At 33.7% G+C, this 22535-nt stretch carries 22 protein-coding genes; 12 read left to right on the forward strand and 10 right to left on the reverse strand.

Going from position 1 to position 22535, the window contains the following annotated elements; genetic code table 11:
• Window positions 1-81: 81 nt before the first annotated feature.
• Window positions 82-1596: a PLP-dependent aminotransferase family protein gene (locus LPB87_RS02285; protein ID WP_230604724.1), complete on the reverse strand. Its 1515-nt coding sequence runs from the start codon at window positions 1594-1596 to the stop codon at window positions 82-84.
• Between the two features lie 116 nt (window positions 1597-1712).
• On the opposite strand from LPB87_RS02285, the gene LPB87_RS02290 reads away from it, so the two are divergent.
• Entirely contained in the window at window positions 1713-2162 is a 450-nt protein-coding gene (locus LPB87_RS02290; protein WP_129537553.1) for a GNAT family N-acetyltransferase, read from the forward strand.
• A gap of 112 nt (window positions 2163-2274) precedes the next feature.
• Here the strand turns inward: LPB87_RS02290 and LPB87_RS02295 are convergent, their stop codons facing one another.
• From LPB87_RS02295 to LPB87_RS02330, 8 genes are all read right to left on the reverse strand, one after another.
• Complete coding sequence (locus LPB87_RS02295) at window positions 2275-2706, reverse strand: hypothetical protein (protein ID WP_230604726.1); 432 nt, start codon at window positions 2704-2706, stop codon at window positions 2275-2277.
• Window positions 2707-2710: 4 nt separating this feature from the next.
• Window positions 2711-3799, reverse strand: coding sequence for an efflux RND transporter periplasmic adaptor subunit (locus tag LPB87_RS02300; RefSeq protein ID WP_230604728.1), 1089 nt, complete (start codon window positions 3797-3799; stop codon window positions 2711-2713).
• A 195-nt stretch (window positions 3800-3994) separates the two neighbouring features.
• Window positions 3995-7150 (reverse strand): efflux RND transporter permease subunit, encoded by a 3156-nt coding sequence (locus tag LPB87_RS02305; RefSeq protein ID WP_230604731.1) that lies wholly within the window; start codon window positions 7148-7150, stop codon window positions 3995-3997.
• Window positions 7151-7160: 10 nt separating this feature from the next.
• Entirely contained in the window at window positions 7161-8546 is a 1386-nt protein-coding gene (locus LPB87_RS02310) for a TolC family protein (protein WP_230604732.1), read from the reverse strand.
• A 984-nt stretch (window positions 8547-9530) separates the two neighbouring features.
• Window positions 9531-10496, reverse strand: coding sequence for a T9SS C-terminal target domain-containing protein (locus LPB87_RS02315; protein ID WP_230604734.1), 966 nt, complete (start codon window positions 10494-10496; stop codon window positions 9531-9533).
• A 330-nt stretch (window positions 10497-10826) separates the two neighbouring features.
• Window positions 10827-11156 (reverse strand): DUF1493 family protein, encoded by a 330-nt coding sequence (locus LPB87_RS02320; protein ID WP_230604736.1) that lies wholly within the window; start codon window positions 11154-11156, stop codon window positions 10827-10829.
• 3 nt (window positions 11157-11159) lie between these two features.
• The gene (locus LPB87_RS02325) at window positions 11160-11438 is read right to left on the reverse strand and encodes a hypothetical protein (protein ID WP_230604738.1); all 279 of its coding nucleotides are present in this window, start codon (window positions 11436-11438) and stop codon (window positions 11160-11162) included.
• A 655-nt stretch (window positions 11439-12093) separates the two neighbouring features.
• The gene (locus tag LPB87_RS02330; protein ID WP_230604740.1) at window positions 12094-12606 is read right to left on the reverse strand and encodes a hypothetical protein; all 513 of its coding nucleotides are present in this window, start codon (window positions 12604-12606) and stop codon (window positions 12094-12096) included.
• Window positions 12607-13042: 436 nt separating this feature from the next.
• On the opposite strand from LPB87_RS02330, the gene LPB87_RS02335 reads away from it, so the two are divergent.
• Together LPB87_RS02335 and LPB87_RS02340 are read left to right on the forward strand one after the other, a co-directional pair.
• A complete protein-coding gene (locus tag LPB87_RS02335) occupies window positions 13043-14233 on the forward strand; it encodes a DUF5009 domain-containing protein (protein WP_230604742.1) in 1191 nt (396 codons plus the stop codon).
• Between the two features lie 71 nt (window positions 14234-14304).
• Window positions 14305-14946, forward strand: a complete 642-nt coding sequence (locus LPB87_RS02340; RefSeq protein WP_230604744.1) for a DUF4272 domain-containing protein — start codon at window positions 14305-14307, stop codon at window positions 14944-14946.
• A gap of 73 nt (window positions 14947-15019) precedes the next feature.
• Here the strand turns inward: LPB87_RS02340 and LPB87_RS02345 are convergent, their stop codons facing one another.
• Window positions 15020-15616 (reverse strand): hypothetical protein, encoded by a 597-nt coding sequence (locus LPB87_RS02345; protein WP_230604746.1) that lies wholly within the window; start codon window positions 15614-15616, stop codon window positions 15020-15022.
• A 147-nt stretch (window positions 15617-15763) separates the two neighbouring features.
• Between LPB87_RS02345 and LPB87_RS02350 the strand changes: the two genes are divergently transcribed.
• The 9 genes from LPB87_RS02350 to LPB87_RS02390 all read left to right on the forward strand — a co-directional run bounded on the left by LPB87_RS02350 (window position 15764) and on the right by LPB87_RS02390 (window position 22499).
• Complete coding sequence (locus LPB87_RS02350) at window positions 15764-16927, forward strand: glycosyltransferase family 2 protein (protein WP_230604748.1); 1164 nt, start codon at window positions 15764-15766, stop codon at window positions 16925-16927.
• Window positions 16928-17010: 83 nt separating this feature from the next.
• Complete coding sequence (locus LPB87_RS02355) at window positions 17011-18330, forward strand: dihydrolipoamide acetyltransferase family protein (protein ID WP_230604750.1); 1320 nt, start codon at window positions 17011-17013, stop codon at window positions 18328-18330.
• A gap of 164 nt (window positions 18331-18494) precedes the next feature.
• Window positions 18495-19265 carry a 3'-5' exonuclease gene (locus tag LPB87_RS02360; protein ID WP_129537567.1) on the forward strand — a complete coding sequence of 257 codons (771 nt, stop codon included), beginning with the start codon at window positions 18495-18497 and terminating at the stop codon, window positions 19263-19265.
• A 92-nt stretch (window positions 19266-19357) separates the two neighbouring features.
• Window positions 19358-19969: a fumarylacetoacetate hydrolase family protein gene (locus LPB87_RS02365; protein WP_129537568.1), complete on the forward strand. Its 612-nt coding sequence runs from the start codon at window positions 19358-19360 to the stop codon at window positions 19967-19969.
• Entirely contained in the window at window positions 19969-20313 is a 345-nt protein-coding gene (locus tag LPB87_RS02370) for an Hpt domain-containing protein (RefSeq protein ID WP_129537569.1), read from the forward strand. Before LPB87_RS02365 ends, LPB87_RS02370 begins: the two co-directional genes overlap by 1 nt.
• A gap of 189 nt (window positions 20314-20502) precedes the next feature.
• Window positions 20503-21756 carry a CinA family nicotinamide mononucleotide deamidase-related protein gene (locus tag LPB87_RS02375; protein WP_230604752.1) on the forward strand — a complete coding sequence of 418 codons (1254 nt, stop codon included), beginning with the start codon at window positions 20503-20505 and terminating at the stop codon, window positions 21754-21756.
• Between the two features lie 71 nt (window positions 21757-21827).
• Window positions 21828-22064: a 50S ribosomal protein L28 gene (gene rpmB, locus LPB87_RS02380; RefSeq protein WP_007805815.1), complete on the forward strand. Its 237-nt coding sequence runs from the start codon at window positions 21828-21830 to the stop codon at window positions 22062-22064.
• A 27-nt stretch (window positions 22065-22091) separates the two neighbouring features.
• Window positions 22092-22274, forward strand: a complete 183-nt coding sequence (gene rpmG / locus LPB87_RS02385; RefSeq protein ID WP_017495179.1) for a 50S ribosomal protein L33 — start codon at window positions 22092-22094, stop codon at window positions 22272-22274.
• Between the two features lie 72 nt (window positions 22275-22346).
• On the forward strand, window positions 22347-22499 hold the full coding sequence (locus LPB87_RS02390) for a DUF4295 domain-containing protein (RefSeq protein WP_072961632.1): 153 nt from the start codon (window positions 22347-22349) through the stop codon (window positions 22497-22499).
• The last annotated feature ends 36 nt before the right edge of the window (window positions 22500-22535 follow it).

The raw sequence follows: 22535 nt of genomic DNA on the forward strand, positions 1-22535 counted from the left end.
CAACTATTCTTATAAGGGCTTGAGAATTTATTGTTGCGATATAACCATAACGTATGGTTAGAAACTGTATAAAAAAAATGCTTAAGAATTTAATTCTTTATAAACAGCCCCCATAATTTTTAATCCTTCAGTAAGTTCCTCCTTGTTTAGAGAACCATAACCAAGTCTTAAGGAATTAGAAGATTGGTTGTTTATATAAAAACTTCCTGGAGGTACAATTTGAACTCCTTTTTGCTCAAGTAGCGCAATATATTGGATGAGGTCTATCGGCTCATTAAATTTTACCCAAAAAGCGAGTCCTCCTGTTGGTTTATTAAAACTAATGGCATTTCCAAAATTTTCATGTAAACAAGATTCCATTAAATCACGCCTTTCTTTGTATGTAGCTACTACTTTGCGAGCATGTCTTTTTATGGTTCCGTCTTCCATTAATTCAGCTATAGCATGTTCAAGAATAGTATCTCCTTGACGATCAATTTGCACACGCAGGTTTACTAGAGATTCCATAAAGGTTGCAGGACCTGTAACGTAACCCACACGTATTGCAGGTGCTATGAGTTTACTTAGCGAACTAATATATATGACATTAGCTGATTTCTCACTACTGGCTAATGCGAGTTTGTTTCCTGCACCAAAATGATATTCGTGGTCATAATCATCTTCGATTATAGCAAAATGATATTTTAAAGATAGTTCAAGTAATTGTATTCTTCGTCCCGCTTTCATAGTAATTGTAGTGGGGAATTGGTGGTGAGGAGTGACATATACTGCTTTGATTCTTGTCTTGAGGCATAATGCTTCAAGTTCCTCAATATTAATTCCATCATTATCTATTTCGACTGTTTTTAAAATAGCTCCTGTTTCTCGAAATATCTTTTGAACGGCATAATAAGAGGGATTTTCGACTACCACAGTATCGCCAGATTTAATAAGAACCTTGGCAACAAGATATATCGCCATCTGACTTCCTCTGGTTACACATATCGTTTCTGGGTTTACATTAAGGCCTCTATCTCTCGAAAGCATTAGTGAGAGCATTTCTCGGAGTTTATGATCTCCTTTTTCGCTGCTATAACCAAGTAATCCCCATTTTCCTTTGCGTTGAAAGATACGTTTGTATGCTCTCGATAATTCTTTAAGCGGGACCAGTCGGGTATCTGGAGCACCTTCATTAAAAACAATGCGACTTCCTTCAAGTGTACGGTCGGTAAGATAAAAAGGATTGTAATGTATGTGTTCAAAAGTGGCTGCTTTTTTTTGAACTGCAGGTTGCTGTTTTTCTATTAATGGTAAATTCTCGGATACAAATGTTCCAGATTTGTATTTACTCTCTAACCATCCTTCCTCGATGAGGGCTTCGTAAGCAAAAACAACAGTTTTTCGGTTTACTCCAATATCATCAGCTAAAATTCTGGTGCCCGGTAATGGTGCTCCTCTTTCAAGCCTTCCTTTAATAATTTCTTTTCGAATTACGTTGGTTATTTGTTCTACCAAAGTTTGATCGGAATTAAACGAAATATTGAAAATTGTTTTCCAGGGTCTTAACATTGGTGTTTTTATTTTATTAGAATATCCTTTGGATTCAAATTTAGCCATTTTATAGTGACTTACTTTATCTGGACCTATTTGTTTGTAAAAACTGGATTAATTAAACACTCCTGTAATGCAAGACATTTGCTCTTTTATAAATCATTAATTAAAAATATTAAATTATGAAACACATTGAAATTGCTACATTAGATCATTTGGATGAATTTGCTGAATTATTCAATAGTTACCGCGTTTTTTATAGACAGCCGTCTAATGTCGAGATAGGGAAAGTTTTTCTTAAAGAACGAATCAGTAACAATGAAACAACTACTTTCTTAATTAAAGCCGATGGTAAATTTGTAGGATTTGCACAATTATATTCATTATATCACTATAAGGCATTACAACGACAATGGCTATTAAGTGATTTATTTGTTGCTCCCGATTTTAGAGGCCGAGGTTTTTCTAAGGACTTAATTGATAGATGCAAACAATTTTGTGATGAAACGGATGCTTGCGGTTTGTTATTAGAAACAGAAAAGACAAACGAAATCGGTAATATTTTATATCCTAAATGTGGTTTTGAATTAGATCAGGATCATAATTATTACAACTGGTGGAAGAATGCTTAATAAGCTTAAATAAAATACCACAATAAATTGTAGATTAAAAGAGCTGTTCAAATTATGTTGAACAGCTCTTTTGGCTTTGAATTGATTTGAGGTTTTATTTATAACGTCAAGGTTATTTAGTTGCCTGTTGATTATCTTTCATAAACTTCTGGAAGTTTTCTTCAGAGGCAAAATAAGCGACATTGCCTTCTTCGTTTAAGGAGACAATATATGCCGAGGCTTTATCTATTTTTTCTCCTGTAAATGGGTCTGTTGCTTTACGAACGCTTTCGTCGGTTGGGATACGCTCTACACACATGGCGCAACAGCCATAGTACATTTTTCCATCAAAGGGAACTTCCATTTGCTTTTTTTCCATGTGTTTGTCATTGACCATGCATACCTCATCAGTAGGGACATGTTTTGCAATGTTAGGAGTATTTTGTTGTACAGGTAACTCTTGCGGAGTTTGGGCTACAGTTTGTTCTTTGGCTTCTTTGTCTTTGCAAGAAATTAATACCGCTGCAATTGCGGCTATAATTAGGTATTTGCTATATGTTTTCATTGTTTTATTTTTTAATTTTTGTTCCTTCTACTATTTCTTCAGTTGCTTTTAGGAGTATGTTATCGTCTTCATTTAATTCGCCAAATACTTCTATTTTATCCATTAACGGACGTCCTTTTGAAACGGGTATGTTTTTTGTCATACTGTTTTCGATGCGAATTACATACATACCGATATTACTTTCGACTAAGGCTGTTTTTGGAATGAAAAATGTTGCTTCTTTTGCTTGCAACGGAATCATTGCTTCAACTACCATTAATGGTTTTAGCTCTGGATATACTTTCATTAAATCGGCTTCGATGCGTTCAGAACGAAGTTTGAAATCTAATACTCCTGATTTTCGAGATATTTTTGCCATATACTTTTTCTGAGGAATCGAATTTACTTTGAAATGTATCGAATCTCCTAAGTTTAAATACCCAGTATTGGCTTCAGGAACGGAAAGGGAAACTCTTAATTTCTTGTTATCCTGAAGTACCAATAAAGGTTTGTCGGAGCCTTTTCCTATTGGGCCAACATACGAACCTAAATCGATGTTTCTTTCTGCAATGATTCCGCTAAACGGCGCTCGAATTACCAAATAGTCATTCATAATTTGTATTTCCTGATAAGCTGATTTGGCTGCTTCTAATTGTGCTTGGTCGGCTAGTTTTCTTGCTGTAATCTGGTCTAAAGCATCTTTGGCAATGGCGCCTTTGGTTTCATTGGCTTTAAACATTCGGTCGTAATTGGATTTTGTCGCAATGTATATTGCTTCCTGTGCTTTCCACTTTGATTTTGCAGATGCTAATTGTGCCTGAATCTCTGGTGCTTCGAGTACAAGAATAACTTGTCCTTTAGTTACTACCGAACCAATATCTACAGGAAGTTTCTTAACATAACTGTTTACTTTAGCATAAATAGCCGTTTCCTGATCTGAGACTAATTCTCCAGCTAGTTTTAATGGTACTAGTGGATTGCTTTTTTTGATGGCTATTGTTTCAAAATTTGGCATCATCATCATTGGCATCGCGTCTGTTTTTTCGGCCTTTTTAGTTTCTGAATTGCAGGATGCAAATACAATTCCGATAAGGATATAATAGATTAGTTTCATATGTATTTTATTTTTTTAATGTTAACCGTTGAGTGTAATTAATTTTAACACATAGAAACATAGATTTTATACTCTCAAAAAAGTCGTTCCACTTAGTTAAAAGACACATAGCTATGTTAAAGAAATGTGTTTCTTTTTGTATTCTTTTAATACATAAAAATCTATGTTTCTACGTGTTAAACAATATTTTATAAATTACATCGAAGGGTTTGTTGTTATATAATGTGTACTGTTTTCGTCCTCAGGATCTAATGATGGGGATTGTGTCGATGCTTTGCCTTGTATCCATACGAATACTAATGGTAATAATAGTAATACACTAAAAGAAGACGCGATTAATCCGCCAATTACGGCTCTCCCTAGCGGTGCAACCTGATCGCCACCTTCGCCATGACCAATAGCCATTGGTAACATTCCTGCAATCATTGCCAGTGAAGTCATGATAATAGGGCGAATACGAAGTGATGCTGCCTGAATTGCGGAGCTTAATGCATTTCCGTTTTGCATGCGCAATGTTTCGGCATTACTTATTAATAATACGGCATTGGCAATAGAAACTCCTACGGACATAATGATTCCCATATATGATTGTAGGTTTAAGGTTGAGCCCGTAATTTTCATTAATAGCAACGATCCTAAGATTACAAATGGAACGGTTGTTAGGATTACAAACGAAACTTTGAACGACTGATAATTGGCAGCCAACATCAAAAAGATAACCATAATGGCAATTAATAATCCCAATGCTAAGCTGCTCATGGTTTCATCTAGCACAGGAACCATTCCTGAGATTTGAATGTTTACTCCTTTTGGTAATTCTCCCAAGGATGCAATCGCTGCTTGTACATCTTTTTGCGCACGACCTAAATCGGCATTATGAATATTTGCTGTAACAGGTGTGTAACCCATTGTCCCTAGATTGTAACTTTCTCCCAAAACTTTTGTTGGAGTTATGGTAGCTACATCGCCAAGAACTGGTCGATCAGAGTTTTTTCCTAACGGTACATTAAGCAATTCGTCTTTGCTGGTTAATATATTTTGAGGTGTTTGCACTTGCACATCGTAAGCAATTCCCATCATTCCACCTACCCACATATTTTTGCTTGTATAGCGTGAAGATGCTGTAATTGGCACTAATGAACGGGCAATGTCTTGTGCATCGATTCCTAATTGTGCGGCTCTTAATCTGTCGATATTAATTTCGAAAGCAGGGTAGCTCAACGATTGCGGAATTTGCTGGTCTCTTAAATAGTCAATTTCTTTTAGTTTTGCCAATAATTTATTGGCATACATGATGTTCATTTTTTTCATCATTCCAGAAAAGCGAACTTCAATAGGCGTATTGGTTCCTTGACTAAGAATTTTTTCAGTAAGTTCTATCGGTTCGAAAGAAAAATGCAATTCAGGCATTTTTGTTTTCATATGATGACGGATTTTTTCTTTTAAATCATTGGTGTTTCCGTCAAAATCTTTTAATGCAATTTGCATCAACGCTTCGTGTGGTCCTGCATTGTATAGGTAAATTGGGCTTACCGCAAATGACGATGGGTGCTGACCGATAAATACTGAAGAAATTGCGATATGGTCTTTACCAATTACAGTTTCTAATTCGCGTAATACCTGTTTGATTTTTAGCTCTGTTTTTTCGATTCGAGTTCCTTCAGGCGCTTTTATACGTACCTGAAACTGACTTGAATTTACGGTTGGTAATACATCTTTTCCTGTATTACTATACATTACAAAAATACCTAAGGCAACTACAACAAAACTGGCAATTAAAATCGTTTTACGTTTCTCCATTATAGATTGTAAGAACGTTACAAAACGATTTTTAAATCTATCGAATTTATCTTCTTTGTGTTCGTGATCTTCTTCTTTGGCCTTCATTAACCAGTTTGCCATTACGGGAACAAAGGTTTGTGATAGGAGGAATGATAAAATCATTGAGAACCCAATAGCAAGTGCCAATGGCATGAATAATGAACCTGGAATTCCTGTCATCATAAATGCTGGAGCAAATACTGCCAAAATGCAAAGCAGAATCAATAATTTAGGAAAAGCAATTTCACGACAAGCATCTAAAATGGCTTTGGCTTTTGTCTTGCCCATTGCAAGATGCTGGTGAATGTTTTCTATCGTAACCGTACTTTCGTCAACCAAGATTCCTATGGCTAATGCCAATCCTGATAAGGACATAATATTGATACTTTGTCCAAATAATTTCAGGAATAATACGCCTGAGATAATAGAAATTGGAATCGTTAGTACAACAATTAAAGCGGCTCTTTTATCACGTAAGAATAGCAATACCATTAATCCGGTTAATAAAGCACCTAATACGCCTTCGAGAATTAAACTTTTTACGGCATTGATCACATATACCGATTGGTCAAACTCATAAGAGATAGTAACATCATCCGGTAAATTGTTTTGAATCATTGGGATGGCTTTCTTTAAATTTCTCACCACATCCCAAGTCGATGCATTACCCGATTTTGCAATATTGATATATACTGAGCGTGCTCCGTTAATCAAAGCATAACCTGTTGTAATATCAGCACCATCTTTTACAGTTGCCACATCGCGGATATAAACGTTATCGACTGCACCTTTAAAAATTGGAATATTTCCAAAATCGGCAACTTCTTTAATTGTATTGTTCGTCGGCGTTAAATAATTAATATCATCAATGTATATATTTCCTGAAGGTGAAGTAATATTATTGCGGCTAATAGCCTCTACAATTTGCTCAGGAGTTAATTGGTGGGTACGTAATTTATTCGGGTCGATGTTTATTTCGATTGTTCTTGGGCTTCCGCCAAAGGGAGGTGCGGTGGTTAATCCAGGAATTTTAATCAAAAATGGTCGAGCCGTAAAGTTGGCAATATCTTGCAGTTCGTTATTTGTTTTTGAATTACTCTTGAAAACCAATTGTCCAACAGGTTGCGACGATGCATCAAATCGGATGATGAATGGAGGCGGAGCACCCGGTGGTAAAAATACCTGAGAACGATTGGACAATGCATTGATTTCAGCAATAGCCTGTCCCATATCTGTACCTTCATAAAAGTTTATTTTCATTAGGGTAAGTCCTTGAGTATTCTTGGTTTCGATGCTTTCAATTCCGCTTGTAAACAACATCATGTTTACGTACATCTTTGTAAAATAGCCTTCCATTTGTTGCGGTGTATAGCCATTAAATGAATGGGCAATATACACGACAGGAAGATTCATATCTGGCAGAATATCTACCTTTATATCTTTGGTAGCTTTAATTCCGAAGAATAAAAGCCCTAGCACCATCACCATAATCGAGATGGGCTTGCGCAAGGCAAAACGTATTAAATTCATAATTTATGCTTTAGTAAATGGCGTTTAATAAAATAGACAGATCCCCTTTGGCAGCAGCTTTAATCCATAAGGCTTGCCAGATGTTGTTTTGTGCTATTTCATAGTCTATTTCGGCTCTGTTGAGCGCATAGAAAGATTGTGTCAGATCTACAATAGTCGTTAATCCGTTATTGTATAATGCAGTATGTTGCTGGTAAGCTTTTGTAGCAGCTTTTACTTGCGTTTTGGTTTCTTCAAAATTTTCAAATGCATTTTTTAATTTGTCATCTGCCAATTTTTGTTGCGCCACAAGTTCTTGATTCATATACTCATATTCCTTTTGCAAGGATTGTGTGATGAATTTTTGCTCTTTCTTTTTGGATGACTGACGGTATATATTCATCAGATTCCAACTGATACCAATACCTACAAGATAATTGCTGCGGTCTATGCCAACTCCATCTGAGTAAGATTTAGAAAAAGCGGAATTGTCTTGTACATAATTCCAATCGAAGCCTGAGCCACGACCTTGTATGACTCCAAAGGATGAAATAGTAGGAAGCCCCAGTGTCGATTGTAATTTTTCTTGTTGTACGCTTTTTTGAACCGCACTGTTTTGCCATTCCAAAATAGGATGTTTGCTAGTTTCTAATGAAGATTCAAGAAGCAGCATAGGAGTTTTGTTGGTAAAAAGGCTATCGAGTTCGTACTTACGATATTCTTCGCCCATCATAACAGCCAGTGCTTTGGAGTAATCGAGTTCTAAATCATTGGCTTTTATTACTGCCGATTTAGCATTGGCAACTTCGGCTTTCGCCAAAGAAAAATCGACTTCTGGAATCAAACCGCTATTCGAACGGCTCTCGGTAGTTGTAGCGACAACTGCAGCACGTTCCAGGTTTTTGTCCTGCACAAACTTTACGCGTTGTGCGGCTAAGAGGTTCAAATAAGCAGCGCCAACTTTTACCTGATGTTGGAATTTTAGTTGATCTAAGTCTTTTTGAGCAACAGTTTCATCGGCTTTGGCAATAGCAACCTGATTTTTTATTTTACCAAAAGTAAATAGGTTCCAATTGATATTTGCTAGGTAAAGCGAGCCAAAAGCGGCATTCCAGTTTTGTTCCTGCAAAGGCATAGAAGTCGATGCAACACCCAAACCACCAAAGCCATACATAGGTCCGTTTTGAGCATTTATAGTTCCATAGCTCTGTTGTGCGATCAAGGTAAAATCAGGCAAATATTGACTTTTTTGATATATCACATTTTCTCTCGAAGCAAGTACCATTGCTTCTTTGGCTTTTATTTTTTCAAAATTCTGAACAGAACGTTCAAGAGCATTTGGTAAAGTTACAGTCTGCGCCAAAAGATTACCTGAGGCAAGACCGATGAATACCAATGCAAAGAATTGCATTTTCATACATTTATATTTAAAATTAAACAATAGAAGTCCCATGCTATTCTTTAGAAATAGCACAGTTTATCAATTGAATAAAATCAAATACGGTACACGCAATAGTAGATGTAGAGTAGGGTATTCCTAATAGGAATCGTCGTAAAGACGTATGAGAATCCAGAAGTTTTTAGCTGTGGAAGTTCATAGCCAAAGACCACTTTAAAGAAGTGAAAAGGCAAGGCAACCCCCAAGTATTTTAAAGGAGGATTATCAGAAGCTACTTTCTGGGCCTTTTCTGTTATTTTTAATAATTTGGTTTCATGCTTACAGCAGTCCTTACGTATTTTTTTGTCTTTAAAAGCACATTTGGTACAAGGCTGTCCCTCTTTGTTTTGTGCAAAAAAATAAGTTTCCTGTTGTACTCCTTTGCAGATATGAGTATTCTTGGTAAAGCCACAAGACAATACCAAGTAAAAAAAGGCGAGGAATAGGATTAATGCTTTTTTCATATCAGGGAACAAAGGTTGCTATCTTCTTGCAAATCGTTGTTGCATAATTTTGGTAGATATTTGTAAGATTTACAATTTTATTACTGAAGATGTTTTTACCATTAAGGGATTAAGGGAAATTAAGTTTTAATTGGAACGAGGATTTAAAAATTTACCGCAAAGTGCGAAAGGGTTTACGCAAAGTTTCTCCACGATATTGTCATTCTGAGCGGAGTCGAAGAATCACACGCAGGACGCTATAATCTGTGGTAGAAAATTTAACCGCAAAGAGTGCAGTCCCGATAGCTATCGGGATACACAAAGAGCGCAAAGTTTCTCCACGATATTGTCACCCTGAGGAACGAAGGGTCTCCGCGAGTAACTCGATAATAATAGGACAAGTTTGTGAGAATATGGAGTATATACTCTATGCATACGTTTTTCTCTATTAAGGAGTTAAGAAAATGTAAGTTTAGCGTAATGAAACTTAATCTCTCAAGGATTAGATTTTATTTTGAGATTATCGTTCCAAATAGGTGCTGAGAAAAGTACTTAAATCAACTCGATGGATTTGTTGAGGTGTATTAAGTACTGGTTTTCTAACCAAAGATTCATTAGTTAAATAATAATGCAAACCATCTTCGGTTGCAATACCTTCAATTTGATGAAATGGCAAAGCAAGTTTTATCTTTCGTTTATTCCCCGATAGAAAATCATTGTTTTTATAATCATATAAAAGATATAAAAAAGGCTTCCCAATTTTTGAATGTCCACAAAGGACTATCAGTTTCTTGGAAGGCAAATAAGCAGCACCAGTTACCAATCCTTTTACATCGAGGGTTTCTTTTAGTTGTGCAATATGATTTCCGGGTTTGCTGGGTAAAGCATAAATGCTGGTTTTAGTTTGTTTCCATTGTTTTGTAAACAAATAAATACTGTCGTTTGTAACGATAAAAGCTTCGCAATCAAAGTTGGTTTTGTTTGGACTTTCCTTGGCAAAATTAGTTTGATTGGAATAAGTAAACAAAATGGTATCGATAACAGGTTTTCCTGCTAGAAATGATTCTTTCTCGATTTTAAGGATATGCAAATTGCTTCTGTTTCCCGTATAATTATTTCCAAAATCGCCGATGTATATATGTGTGCTGTCTTGTGAGATTTCTTCCCAGTCGGTATTTATCACTCCCTCCAGTATGATTTTCTTTCTAATCTCTCCTTGATGATTTAGCCCATAAATGGTTTTGTCATGGTCATCATTATGTGTCCACAACAACGAATTAAAAGCTATTAATCCCGAGGTTTCTTTTATAGAATCACTTAGCTTATTAGAATATTCAGGTTTTATTTTTGCTGATTTGTAAACACAACTTCCATCGTTCTCAGTAGCCTTTGGATTGTAGTTTTTAGACAACGGATCGGTACAACCTAAGATTTGCCCATAAGTTGAAGTAATGCATAAAAAGAAAAGCAAAAGGGCTTTTTTCATTGGGATGAATTGTGGTTATCAAAAGTAAAGGAATATTTTTTGATTGTTGGTGTTCAGAAATCTTTCGTAAAATAAAAAACTACAACTTTTTGGGTTGTAGTTTTATGGGGCTTTAGGTTATTTTATAATTCTAAAGGTACTTTGTTGGATTTTAAATTGTAGTTAAAAAAAATGTAATCTGTATTTTTAAGAGAGCATACCTTTTTTTGAAATGTTTTTTTTTCAATAATATTTTCAAACGTAAAAAATATTTTATGATTAAGATTCTTGACCAACAGAAGTTTTTAGATTCCGTTTTTTAAGACAAATAATTTTACTCTCCTTTTCTTTTTATGTTGGATCAAACCATTCTTTTTTCTTGACTACTTCAATTAAATGTTTTATCGTAAGCTTAGATTTTAAAGGATATTTAACTTTATTAAAAAAGAATCGGAAGAAAATTAAACTTTTCCAAGAATAATCAGGATATATAAAATATTTGCTGACAGTGAAATTTGAATAATTAATGTTATATTTCTTAAAAAAAGTTTCCATTAAATTTTCAGCATCTAAGTCAAATATTTTATATTCCTCACTTCCTATGTTTGTGTCTAAATCTATATTTTTTAGACCTGTAGACGATTTAAAGAAATTTATTATTTCTGTTTCTAATTGTGTCATATTTTAAGGGGTAAATCCATTATAAATTATACTACTTCCATGAACCATCATTCCAGCTCCAATTACGGAAGAATTTCTCCCTAAAAACACTCCTAGATTTTTTGTAGGAACCCCCATAACAGTTGGTAAACGAATTGGCATTTTAGCTGTAATACCTAATGTTTTTTGAAAATATACGGAAGATTTCAATGTTGTTTCAGATCCTCCCAAAGCTACTCTTATGCCTAAGCTAGATTTAGATACAGTCGTAAGGCCCATTATTGTTAGTTCTTGTTTTATCATATGTCTTAGAGATTTTATCTCTGTTTTTATTCGCTCCGATTACAAATAAAAAACTAAGAATTATAATAAATAGAATTATCAAAAAACCTCCTTTCTTATCTTTTTTAAAATCTTGTTTTAAAAAACGCATTGGTTTGATAAATAAAAAATAGTTAATTACATGAATAATTAACATTATGAATATGGTTTTCAGTTTGTCATTTGATAAAAAAGATGGAGCTTGGTTTTCTTGAAAAAAATATAAGAATCCAAATATTGTAATTAAAATTACATACAAAATTAAAGAACTTATAAAAGATGTAGTAATCAGAGCTCTTTCATGGCCTTTTTTTGGTGAATCTCTATAATGCCAATACACACGATATAAAAAATAATAATAAGCTTTCATAAATTTAATGTTTAAAAGGTACTGGAAATAATGGGGTTTGAGGGGAACAAGAATTATAAATTACTTTTCCTAAAAAGTGTTTCCATGTACTAAAAAAATGAGAGATATTTTTTTAATGTATTTATATGCTTGCTGTTTCTTTTGAGATTTGTCAAACGTAAGGAGGTAGATTGTGAGTATTCTAAGGTTTTGTTAAGTTGTAAAAAATAGTATTTTATTAATTAAACAACTAAAACAGCATTTTCTATTTTAGTTGTCTAGTTAGTTCTAAAATTCAATTCTTAAACCTATTTGATTTGTACTTGCTAATAAGGTTGTTTTAGGAGCAGGTTTATAATTTTCTACCAAACCATCATTATATTTTGAAAGAGCTGATTTGATTTTTTTAGGATAACCAATTTTAATAGGGATAGAAGCAACAATCAAAGCTCCACCAATAATGGCTGCAGTCATATTTGTTCGTTCAGATTTTACCGAAGGGTTATATCCATTTCCAGGGTAAGATGTAGAACTATTATCTGTATTCATACCGATAATTAAGTTCGTTGCCACAAGACCTATTCCTCCATAAAAAAGAACATTTCCCCATGTTTTTTTGCTTCTCCCTGCATTATAAAGGCTTAGTGCTTCACTATTATTAGCTAAAAGTTGTCGAACTTCATCGGATGATAATCTTTTGTTTTCTGCATTATAAACGGTTCCTCCACTTTTATAAGTAAGCTGTTGCGAAAAGGCTGTTAATGATAATGTTAAAAAAAGACAGGTAATAATTTGTTTCATGAGTTTTTTGTTTGTTATTGGTTTTGTAAATATTTTATTGTTGTGGTTATGATTTTTTTTTTGTGCTATCATTATGTTGATATCTTTATAAAGATACTTTCAAGAGGAATTTCGGTTTTTGTATCACTGATGCAACCAATGATTAAGGGAATTATTGTAGTATATATTAACCTGTTTTCATACTTAACTTTCCTTTGGTTTTATTTTCTTACTATTTAGATGATAGTGAGAGTGTGACTATAAAGGCCATGCGTTTTTAATGATTTTAGATATAAATTCCTGAAATAATGCCGTAAAGATAATTTTTTGAACCAAATAAAAAAATCCCACTTTTACCGATATTTAACATAAATAAACAAGTTTGTCAGTCTTTTAAAATCTCCTTTGATTTCTCGTTGAATATTTTATATTTGTTAGTATTAATACTGTAATAGATATGAAAATAAAAGAAGATTTATTCAATAAAAGAATTATTTCTATAGATGCTTTTCGTGGGATTACCATTTTTGTTATGATTTTTGTCAATGAGTTGGCAAGTATAAAAAATGTACCACAATGGATGAAACACATGCCAGCGGATGCTGATGCAATGACATTTGTTGATTTGGTATTTCCTGCATTTTTATTTATTGTAGGAATGTCTATTCCATTTGCATTTAATGCAAGATTAATTAAAGGAGATACGCCTAAAACAATCTGGACACATACCTTGAAAAGAGCATTGGCGCTAATTATTATCGGAGTTTATATGGTAAATGCCGAATATGGTTATGATGCATCCAAGATGGTAATTTCGGCTGCTTTTTGGGGGCTTTTGGCATATACTATGCCAATTCCTATTTGGAATAAATACGATAAATCATTTCCTAAAATTACTAAAAATATATTGCAATATGGCGGAATGTTGGTTTTGGTATTGTTGTATTTTTTATATGTTCAGGAAAATGGAAATATAGGAATCACGCCAAAGTGGTGGGGGATTCTTGGGCTTATAGGTTGGGCCTATTTAATTTCTGTAGTTTATTACTGGCTGGTTAACGGAAAGTTGATAGCAATGATTGCATTTCTTTTTATTTGTCTTATGGCAAATGTTTTAAATCAAATTCAAGGATCTTTTGTTCATGAAATAAAGTGGATTGGTTTTATTGCTGGGCATATGACGCATGCTACATTGGTTTCAGCAGGAGTAGTGATATCTCTTTTGTTTTTTGAAGGGAAAATATCTGAGAAAATCAATTGGAAAGTAATAGGTTTTGGAGTGTTGTTTTTCGTGCTAGGATATGTATTAAGACCCTATTATGAGGTTTCAAAAATAAGAGGAACACCATCATGGGTATTGTATTCAGCAGGTATTTGTACAGTAGTATTTTATTTCTTGTATTGGTTAATGGAAGTCAAAAAACAAACCAAGTGGAGTAATTTTTTTATGCCAGCTGCCGCAAATCCACTTCTTATTTATATACTTCCTGGAATAATATATTATTTCAATTTAGCATTTAAAATACATATAATTCCAGATTATTTTCGCGAGGGAACCCCAGGAATTATCTGGTCTTTAGTATTCTCAACGATTATGCTATTTGCTATGCGAATTTTTAATAAATACAAGATTCAACTGCATTTGTAAAGTTTCAATTGAATGAGTTTGTATTGAAAGAAATTATTTATATTTTCGATTATATTTTTGAAAATTACATTATGACTGAAGAACAACGCAGACAAATAAAAATTGATAATGACACTATCATAAAACAAAAAGAATACCGAGTAAATGATTGGTTGCCAATTTTGGATGTACCAAAGCTAAGAACTCTAGAAGAGATAAAAGGGAGAATGTCAGTTATGAACGCTTTGATAAACATTGCTTTTGAAGCTCCAACTTATATTATTAAAGAATGGATTGAGAATCATGATTTGACTAAATATTTATCCGATTCAGAAAAAGAAATAATAGAAAAAGAAAATGATGATTTAACTGAATACGAAGTTAATTCCCTAAGATGGTATTTAGAGTCTTTATGGGCTTTTATGTGGGTAACAGAGATGATTTCTGGGCTAGAAGCAGAGGATTATATTGGAGATAATATGGCTTCACTCTTACCAAATCTGGAAAATGGAGATAGTAATCAGAAATTAGAAAGTTTGCAGCGTCTAAAATCAGAAGTTGAGATTTACACTATGCTTGATTATTATTACCGAATTCATTGGTATTGTGTAGATGAAAGGCTAAATGGTCGACAAGCAAAACTTAATGAAGGATTAGTATATGAAAGACGAAAATCATTAGAGTGGATTTATAATCGAGCCGATGATTGGGATAATGTAGAAATGGGTACATAAAACAATAACAAAAACGGGTTTAATCATAGTATTAAATCCGTTTTCATTTTTTTACAAAAAATCATCTCACAAATTATAGTTTTAGGTTTTGAATCTGTACTGATTTGATTTCTAAAATAGCGCCAGAAACAGGATTGTAATTCACGAAATTAAATTTGCAAAGATTATGGATATTCAATGGTTTATCGTTTAGTTTAAAATCTGACCAAGGAATCTTTATTGTAGAAAATTTATCAGGTGAAGCAGGTAAATCTGCCATTGCGTGTGTTCCTCCATGTACACAGCCAGTTCCAGAATCATTTCCTTCGCGAGCCTGTAATTTAATGGCTTGTGATGATTTATAAGTAATGCTTACAAAACTAGAATTGCTAGGTAAATTGGTTGGTTTTCCATCATTAGATTCAGAAGGAGTGATCGTTACATTTAGCTCAATTTCACCAAGAGGAGAGTCTTTTGCAGTTACACGAATAATTCCTTCTTTGTCCCGAATGGTATTAATCATTTCCTGATTTTCTTTGGTGGGCCCTGCAATATACCATGTGTTTGAAATAACTAAATCTGAACTATTAGTAGCGTGTTGAAGTGAGGAAGTTTTGCAACTTGAAAAAAAATAAGAGATTGCAATAAAAATTATAGGTAAAATTCGATTAGTGATTGTTCTATATTTCATAAAGATTAATCTTGTTTTTTTGCTAAAATAAATAATTAACTAATAAGTGGTTATATTATTTTAGAGCCAGTAATAATATTTAGTCTTTGAGGTTGGGATTAGCAGAAAATTTTTAACTTTCCCCAAAATATATAGCTCAATTTTTTCATGCAATTATCAGTAATCATACTTAATTACAATGTGCGTTATTTTCTAGAACAATGTGTTTTAAGTGTTCAGGATGCTCTTTCTTCAATAGAGAGTGAAATCATAGTCATTGATAATAATTCTTCAGATGATAGTTGTGAGATGATTCGCAGTCGTTTTCCCAATATAAAACTGATTCAGAATTCCGAAAATCTAGGTTTCCCAAAAGGAAATAATATAGGAGTTTCTCAGGCTAAAGGCGATTATATATGTATTCTAAATCCAGATACAGTAGTCGCCGAAGATACATTCACAAAAGTATTGGTCTTTGCCAAGGAGCAGCATGATTTAGGAATAGTAGGAGTGAATCTTATTGATGGGGCAGGTAAATTTCTTCCAGAGAGCAAGCGTGGTATTCCAACGCCTTGGGTAGCTTTTACTAAAATTGCAGGATTGTATAAGATTTTCCCCAATTCAAAATACTGCAATAAATATTATGCGCAACATTTACAAGAAAACCAAACAGGAAAAGTCGAAATACTCGTGGGTGCTTTTATGGTAATGAAACGAGATTTATATAATGAAATTGGAGGTTTCGATGAAGATTGCTTTATGTATTCTGATGATATTGATTTATCATATATGGTTTTGAAAAATGGAAAAACGAATTATTATTTTTCTGAAACTACTGTAATTCATTATAAAGGAGAAAGTACAATAAAGGATGAGAAATACATGAAACGCTTTCAGGATGCAATGAATTTCTTTTATAAGAAGCATTTTAAAGTGTCATTTTTATTTTCCCTTTTTATGAAAATAGGGATTGTCTTTTTTTCAATTATCAAAATGATTCAGGGAAATGCAACGGTAAAAACAACTCCTAAAGAGTATTTTTTGTATAGTTCAAATGATAATTTAGCCGAAAAATTGCGTTTAACTTTACAAAATAAAGTTACATTTTACGATTTAAAAAAAGAAAAAATGGTAAATTCGTCCCTGATTTATATAGTAAAAGGAGCTGAAGTAATTTTGGATAATCAATACATATCATTCAAGAAATGTATCGATATCATAAAAACGGAGAGGCATAAGAAGATTACTTTTAAAATTTTACCCAAAACCACTGCTTTTTTAATCGGAAGTGATTCTAGTAATGACAGAGGTAAAATCGTTAAAATCATATAAAAATTATATTTAATGTAATTTATATTTAAAAATTTCAGTAATTTCGCAATCTGAAAATCAAAATCACCTTTGAGGTTAACAATATGGCAAGATTTGAATTAAAACTTCCTAAAATGGGAGAAAGTGTCGCTGAAGCAACAATCACGAACTGGTTGAAAGAAGTTGGAGACAAAATTGAAATGGATGAAGCAGTGCTTGAAATCGCTACCGATAAAGTAGATAGCGAAGTGCCAAGTGAAGTTTCTGGGATTTTGATTGAGCAATTGTTTGGTAAAGACGATTTGGTACAAGTAGGGCAAACTATTGCTATTATTGAAACAGAAGGTGGTTCTTCATTTTTGGTTGATAAAGTAGCAGAAGAAGCAGTTGTTCCAGCAGAAGTTGCAGCTATCGAAAAAACAATCGAAATTGCTAAAGAAGCGGTTGCTCCGACAGATTATACTACATCGGATAAATTCTTTTCGCCTTTGGTAAAAAACATTGCTAAAGAAGAAAATGTCTCTATCGCGGAGTTAGAGAGTATAAATGGTTCAGGAAAAGACGGTCGTGTGACCAAAGAAGATATATTGACTTATATTGCAGGTAGGAAAGACAAACCGGAAGCTCCAAAAACGGAAGCCAAAGTTGCTGTTGCTGCATCAGTTAAAGTGCAGGAGCAGGTAGTTTCAAAAGCAGCGCCAGTTTCTGTGAATGGAGGCGATGAAATCATAGAGATGGACAGAATGCGTAAGCTTATTTCTGGTTATATGGTGGCTTCAGTTCAAACATCAGCACACGTACAATCGTTTATTGAGGTGGATGTAACTAATATTGTAAAATGGAGAGAAAAAGTTAAAACTGCTTTTGAGAAAAGAGAAGGAGAGAAGCTAACTTTTACACCAATTATGATGGAAGCCGTTGCAAAAGCATTAAAAGACTTCCCGGGAATGAATATCTCAGTTGATGGTGATTATATCATTAAAAAGAAAAATATAAATTTAGGGATGGCGGCTGCGTTACCAAATGGAAATTTAATTGTTCCGGTAATTAAAAATGCAGATCAGTTAAACCTTGTTGGAATGGCAAAAGCGGTTAATGATTTAGGTAATCGTGCAAAAGCAGGAAAATTAAAACCAGATGACACACAAGGAGGTACATATACAGTAACTAATGTGGGAACATTTGGAAGTGTTTTTGGAACACCAATTATTAATCAACCACAAGTAGGTATTTTAGCTCTTGGGGCAATTCGTAAAGTACCAGCGGTTATAGAGACTCCAGAAGGAGATTTTATCGGAATTCGCCAAAAAATGTTCCTTTCGCACAGTTATGACCACCGAGTTGTAGATGGGGCATTAGGGGGAAGTTTTGTGAAGAGAGTAGCTGAATATTTAGAGGCTTTTGATGTAAACAGAGACTTCTAGAAAATTCAATCTTATAAATAATTAACCCTTTTAACGTTTTAAATGTTGAAAGGGTTTTCTTTTTGCTGCATTCTTGCGTTACAGATGGTAATCGGCAACTTTCTGAAAAAAACAAGTGAAATTCGGCTTTAAAAATTATATTTGTAAACTTATAAAATTAAAAAATGGAACTGAAACTCAACAAACCAATTTGCTTTTTTGATCTTGAAACTACAGGAATTGACATCGGAAAAGATAGAATAGTAGAAATTTCAATATTTAAAGTTTTTCCAAACGGAAATAAAGAAAGTAAAACTTGGTTGGTGAATCCTACAATTCCAATTCCACCACAAACTACCGCTGTTCATGGTATTACCGACGAAAAAGTAGCCAATGAGCCTACATTTGCAACATTGGCTCCGCAGGTTTATAATATGATAAAAGATAGTGATTTGGCTGGATTTAATTCAGATCGTTTTGATATTCCATTATTGGCAGAAGAATTACTGCGTGCGGGAGTTGATTTTGACATGAAAAATAAATGTTCTGTCGATGTGCAAACTATTTTTCATAAAATGGAAGAGAGAACATTAAGTGCTGCTTTAAAATTTTATTGTGGGAAAAGCTTAGAAAATGCGCATTCGGCAGAAGCGGATACAATGGCGACATATGAAATTCTTAAAGCGCAATTAGATCGTTATCCAGAATTGGAAAATGATATGAAATCATTGTCGGAATTTACAACCAGAAAAAAAATAGCTGATTTTGCAGGAATGATTGCTTTTGATAAAGATGATGAAGAGGTTTTTACTTTCGGAAAGCATAAAGGAGCAAAGGTGGAAAAGATTCTTGAAACAGAGCCAGGATATTTTAGCTGGATACAAAATGCTGATTTTCCTTTGTATACTAAAAAGGTATTAACAGCTATTAAATTAAGAAAGTTAAATACAAAATAAGGTTCTAAGAAAATAAGGTTCTAAGGTTCTGAGTTTTTATGCTTGATTCTCTTAGTGGCTTAGCGACTTAGTGGCTTAATAACTTAAATAGAATGAAGATAATCTGTATCGGTAGAAATTATACCAATCATATCGAAGAGTTGCAAAACGAACGCCCAACGGAGCCAGTTGTGTTTATGAAGCCTGATTCGGCAGTTTTATTAAAGCAACATCCATTTGTAATACCTGAATTTTCTGAGGATATTCATCACGAAATTGAGTTAATTGTTAAGATTAACAAGGTGGGAAAGTATATAGAGCCGAAGTTTGCGCATAAATATTATGATGAAATTAGTGTGGGAATCGATTTTACTGCTAGAGATTTGCAAGCTAAGCTGAAAGAGAAAGGCTTACCTTGGGAGAAAGCAAAAGCTTTTGATGGTTCGGCAGTAATAGGTGAATTTTTGCCTAAGACGCAATTTAGTTCGTTAGAAAATATTACATTTGAGTTAACAAATAATTCTAAGAGCGTTCAGAAAGGAAATTCTAATATGATGTTGTGGAAAATTGATGAGCTTATTTCGTATGTTTCTCAGTATTTTACATTAAAAATTGGAGATATTATTTTTACAGGAACTCCAGAAGGAGTTGCGGCTGTAAAACCAGACGATGTTTTAGAAGGATTTTTAGAGGGAAAAAAATTATTCAGAATACAAGTAAAATAATGGCTTTAAAATACAACCTTTCAAAAGTGTACGCACTTTCAGATAACGATCCGGAATTTGTAAATGAAATTCTTAATTTGTTTGTAACCGAGGTTCCAGAGGATTTAAAACAAATTAAAGAAGGGATAAAAAAGAAAGATCATAAGCATGCCTATGCGTATGCACATAAAATAAAACCAACACTTGATTTATTAGGTCTTAATATGGCTTTTGAGGAGATTCTTCAGGTTGAAGCCTGGACAAAGGCAGAGGGTAAAAAGAAAGCTATTGAAGAGACTTTTAAGAGTGTGAAAAATCAAGTAAAAGAAGCGATTAAAGAAATTAAGAAAGACTTTGATCTGTAAATTTTCCTGAAGTTTCAGGTTAGATTATCTGTTATGTATAAAATTCACTAACCGTATAATTGAATATAAAGGTTAGTGAATTGATTTTCTTTCTTCGTATTACTTCGCGATAAAAAGGATGTCTATTGCTACTCCCTATGCAACTCCTTGCGAGAAATAATCTAATGTAGTAATTTGAACTTCACATACATGAAAGCAACAATAATAACAATTGGTGATGAAATCCTAATAGGGCAAATTGTAGACACAAATTCAGGTTTTATAGCTAAATCTCTAGATAAAATTGGAGTCGAAGTCCATGAAATGATTTCGATAAGCGATGATAAAGAGCATATTTTAAATACATTTTCTCAATTACAAAACAAAGTCGATTTAGTAATTATCACGGGAGGTTTAGGACCGACTAAAGATGATGTAACTAAAAAAACATTCTGTGATTACTTTGAGGATGAATTAGTGGTTGATCTTGGGGTTTTGGAGCATGTTACGGCTATAATCGAAGGCTTTTACAAGCGACCGATCACTCAGATGAATAAAGATCAGGCATTGGTCCCTTCAAAATGTACCGTGCTTCATAATGAGATGGGGACGGCACCAGGAATGTGGATGAAAAAAGAAAATACTGTTTTTGTCTCTCTTCCGGGTGTTCCTTATGAAATGAAATATCTGGTAGAAAGTGTTATAATTCCAAAGGTTGTAAAAGAATATGAACGGCCATATATTATTCATAAAACGATACTTACATACGGTCAAGGCGAAAGTTTAGTAGCGGAGCGTATTGAGGAATGGGAGAATAATTTGCCTGATTTTATAAAATTAGCTTATTTGCCAAATCCAGGAAGAGTGCGATTGCGACTTTCGGCACGAGGTACAGATAAAGAAATGCTAGAAGCGGCTATTGAGGCCAATGTGCAATCGCTAGATGCAATCATTCATGATATTATTGTAGGTTTTGATGATAATGAAACCATCGAGGTAGTGGTTGGGCAGTTACTAGCTAAGAAAGGAAAGACGATAGCAACAGCAGAAAGTTGTACGGGAGGGAAAATCGCGTCACTTTTGTCAGCGGTTTCTGGTGCTTCGAGCTACTTTAAGGGAGGTGTTGTGCCGTATTCAACTGAACTAAAAACTACTATTTTAGGCATTTCAGCGAGTTTGATAGAGGAAAATTCTGTAGTAAGTTCAGAGGTGGCTTCGGCGATGGCTTTGAGTGTAAAGCGCCTAATGAAAACTGATTACGCAATAGCGACAACTGGAAACGCCGGACCGACAAAAGGAGACTCAAATGCAGAAATAGGTACGGTTTTTATTGCAATTGCAACTCCGAGTGATATAATTGTTGAAGAATTTAACTTTGGGCAACCACGTGAAAAAGTGATAGATAGGGCTGTAATTAAAAGTTTAGAAATGTTACAGAAAGAAATTTTAAAAAATGTGCGATAATTTTTTGTTTCAATCGTTTATTTTTCTTTTCTTTGCACCCTGATTTTGAATAACGATAAAACATAAGTATAATGTCAAGAGTTTGTGACCTTACAGGTAAAAGAGCGATGGTAGGAAATAACGTTTCTCACGCTATGAACAAAACTAAGAGAAAATTTTCTGTGAACTTAGTTAAAAAGCGTTTTTATCTTCCAGAAGAAGATAGATGGATTACTCTTAGAGTAGCAGCATCTACGATAAAAACAATTAATAAAAATGGAATTTCTGCAGTTTTGAAAAAAGCGCAGTCAGAAGGATTTATCAAATAATCTTTTCCAAAATAAATATATAGCAAGATGGCAAAGAAAGGTAATAGAATCCAAGTAATTTTAGAATGTACTGAGCACAAGACTTCTGGTGTAGCAGGAACTTCAAGATACATTACAACAAAGAACAAAAAAAATACTCCAGACAGATTAGAGATTAAGAAATTTAATCCAATCTTGAAACGTGTAACTGTTCACAAAGAAATTAAGTAATAATTAGAGATTTTATAAATCTCAATGGTTTTCCATTAGAGCTTTATAAGAACTTCAAATAACATTTGAATCATGGCAAAGAAAACCGTAGCATCGTTACAAACAGCTTCTAAGAGATTATCAAAAGCCATCAAAATGGTGAAATCTCCAAAAACTGGTGCATATACATTCGTAGAATCTATTATGGCTCCTGAAGAAGTTGATACTTTCTTGAAAAAGAAATAATTAACAATTACAATATATAGAAAAGCTACTTTCATT

The organism is Flavobacterium sp. EDS (assembly GCF_020991525.1).
Taxonomy (GTDB): Bacteria; Bacteroidota; Bacteroidia; order Flavobacteriales; family Flavobacteriaceae; genus Flavobacterium.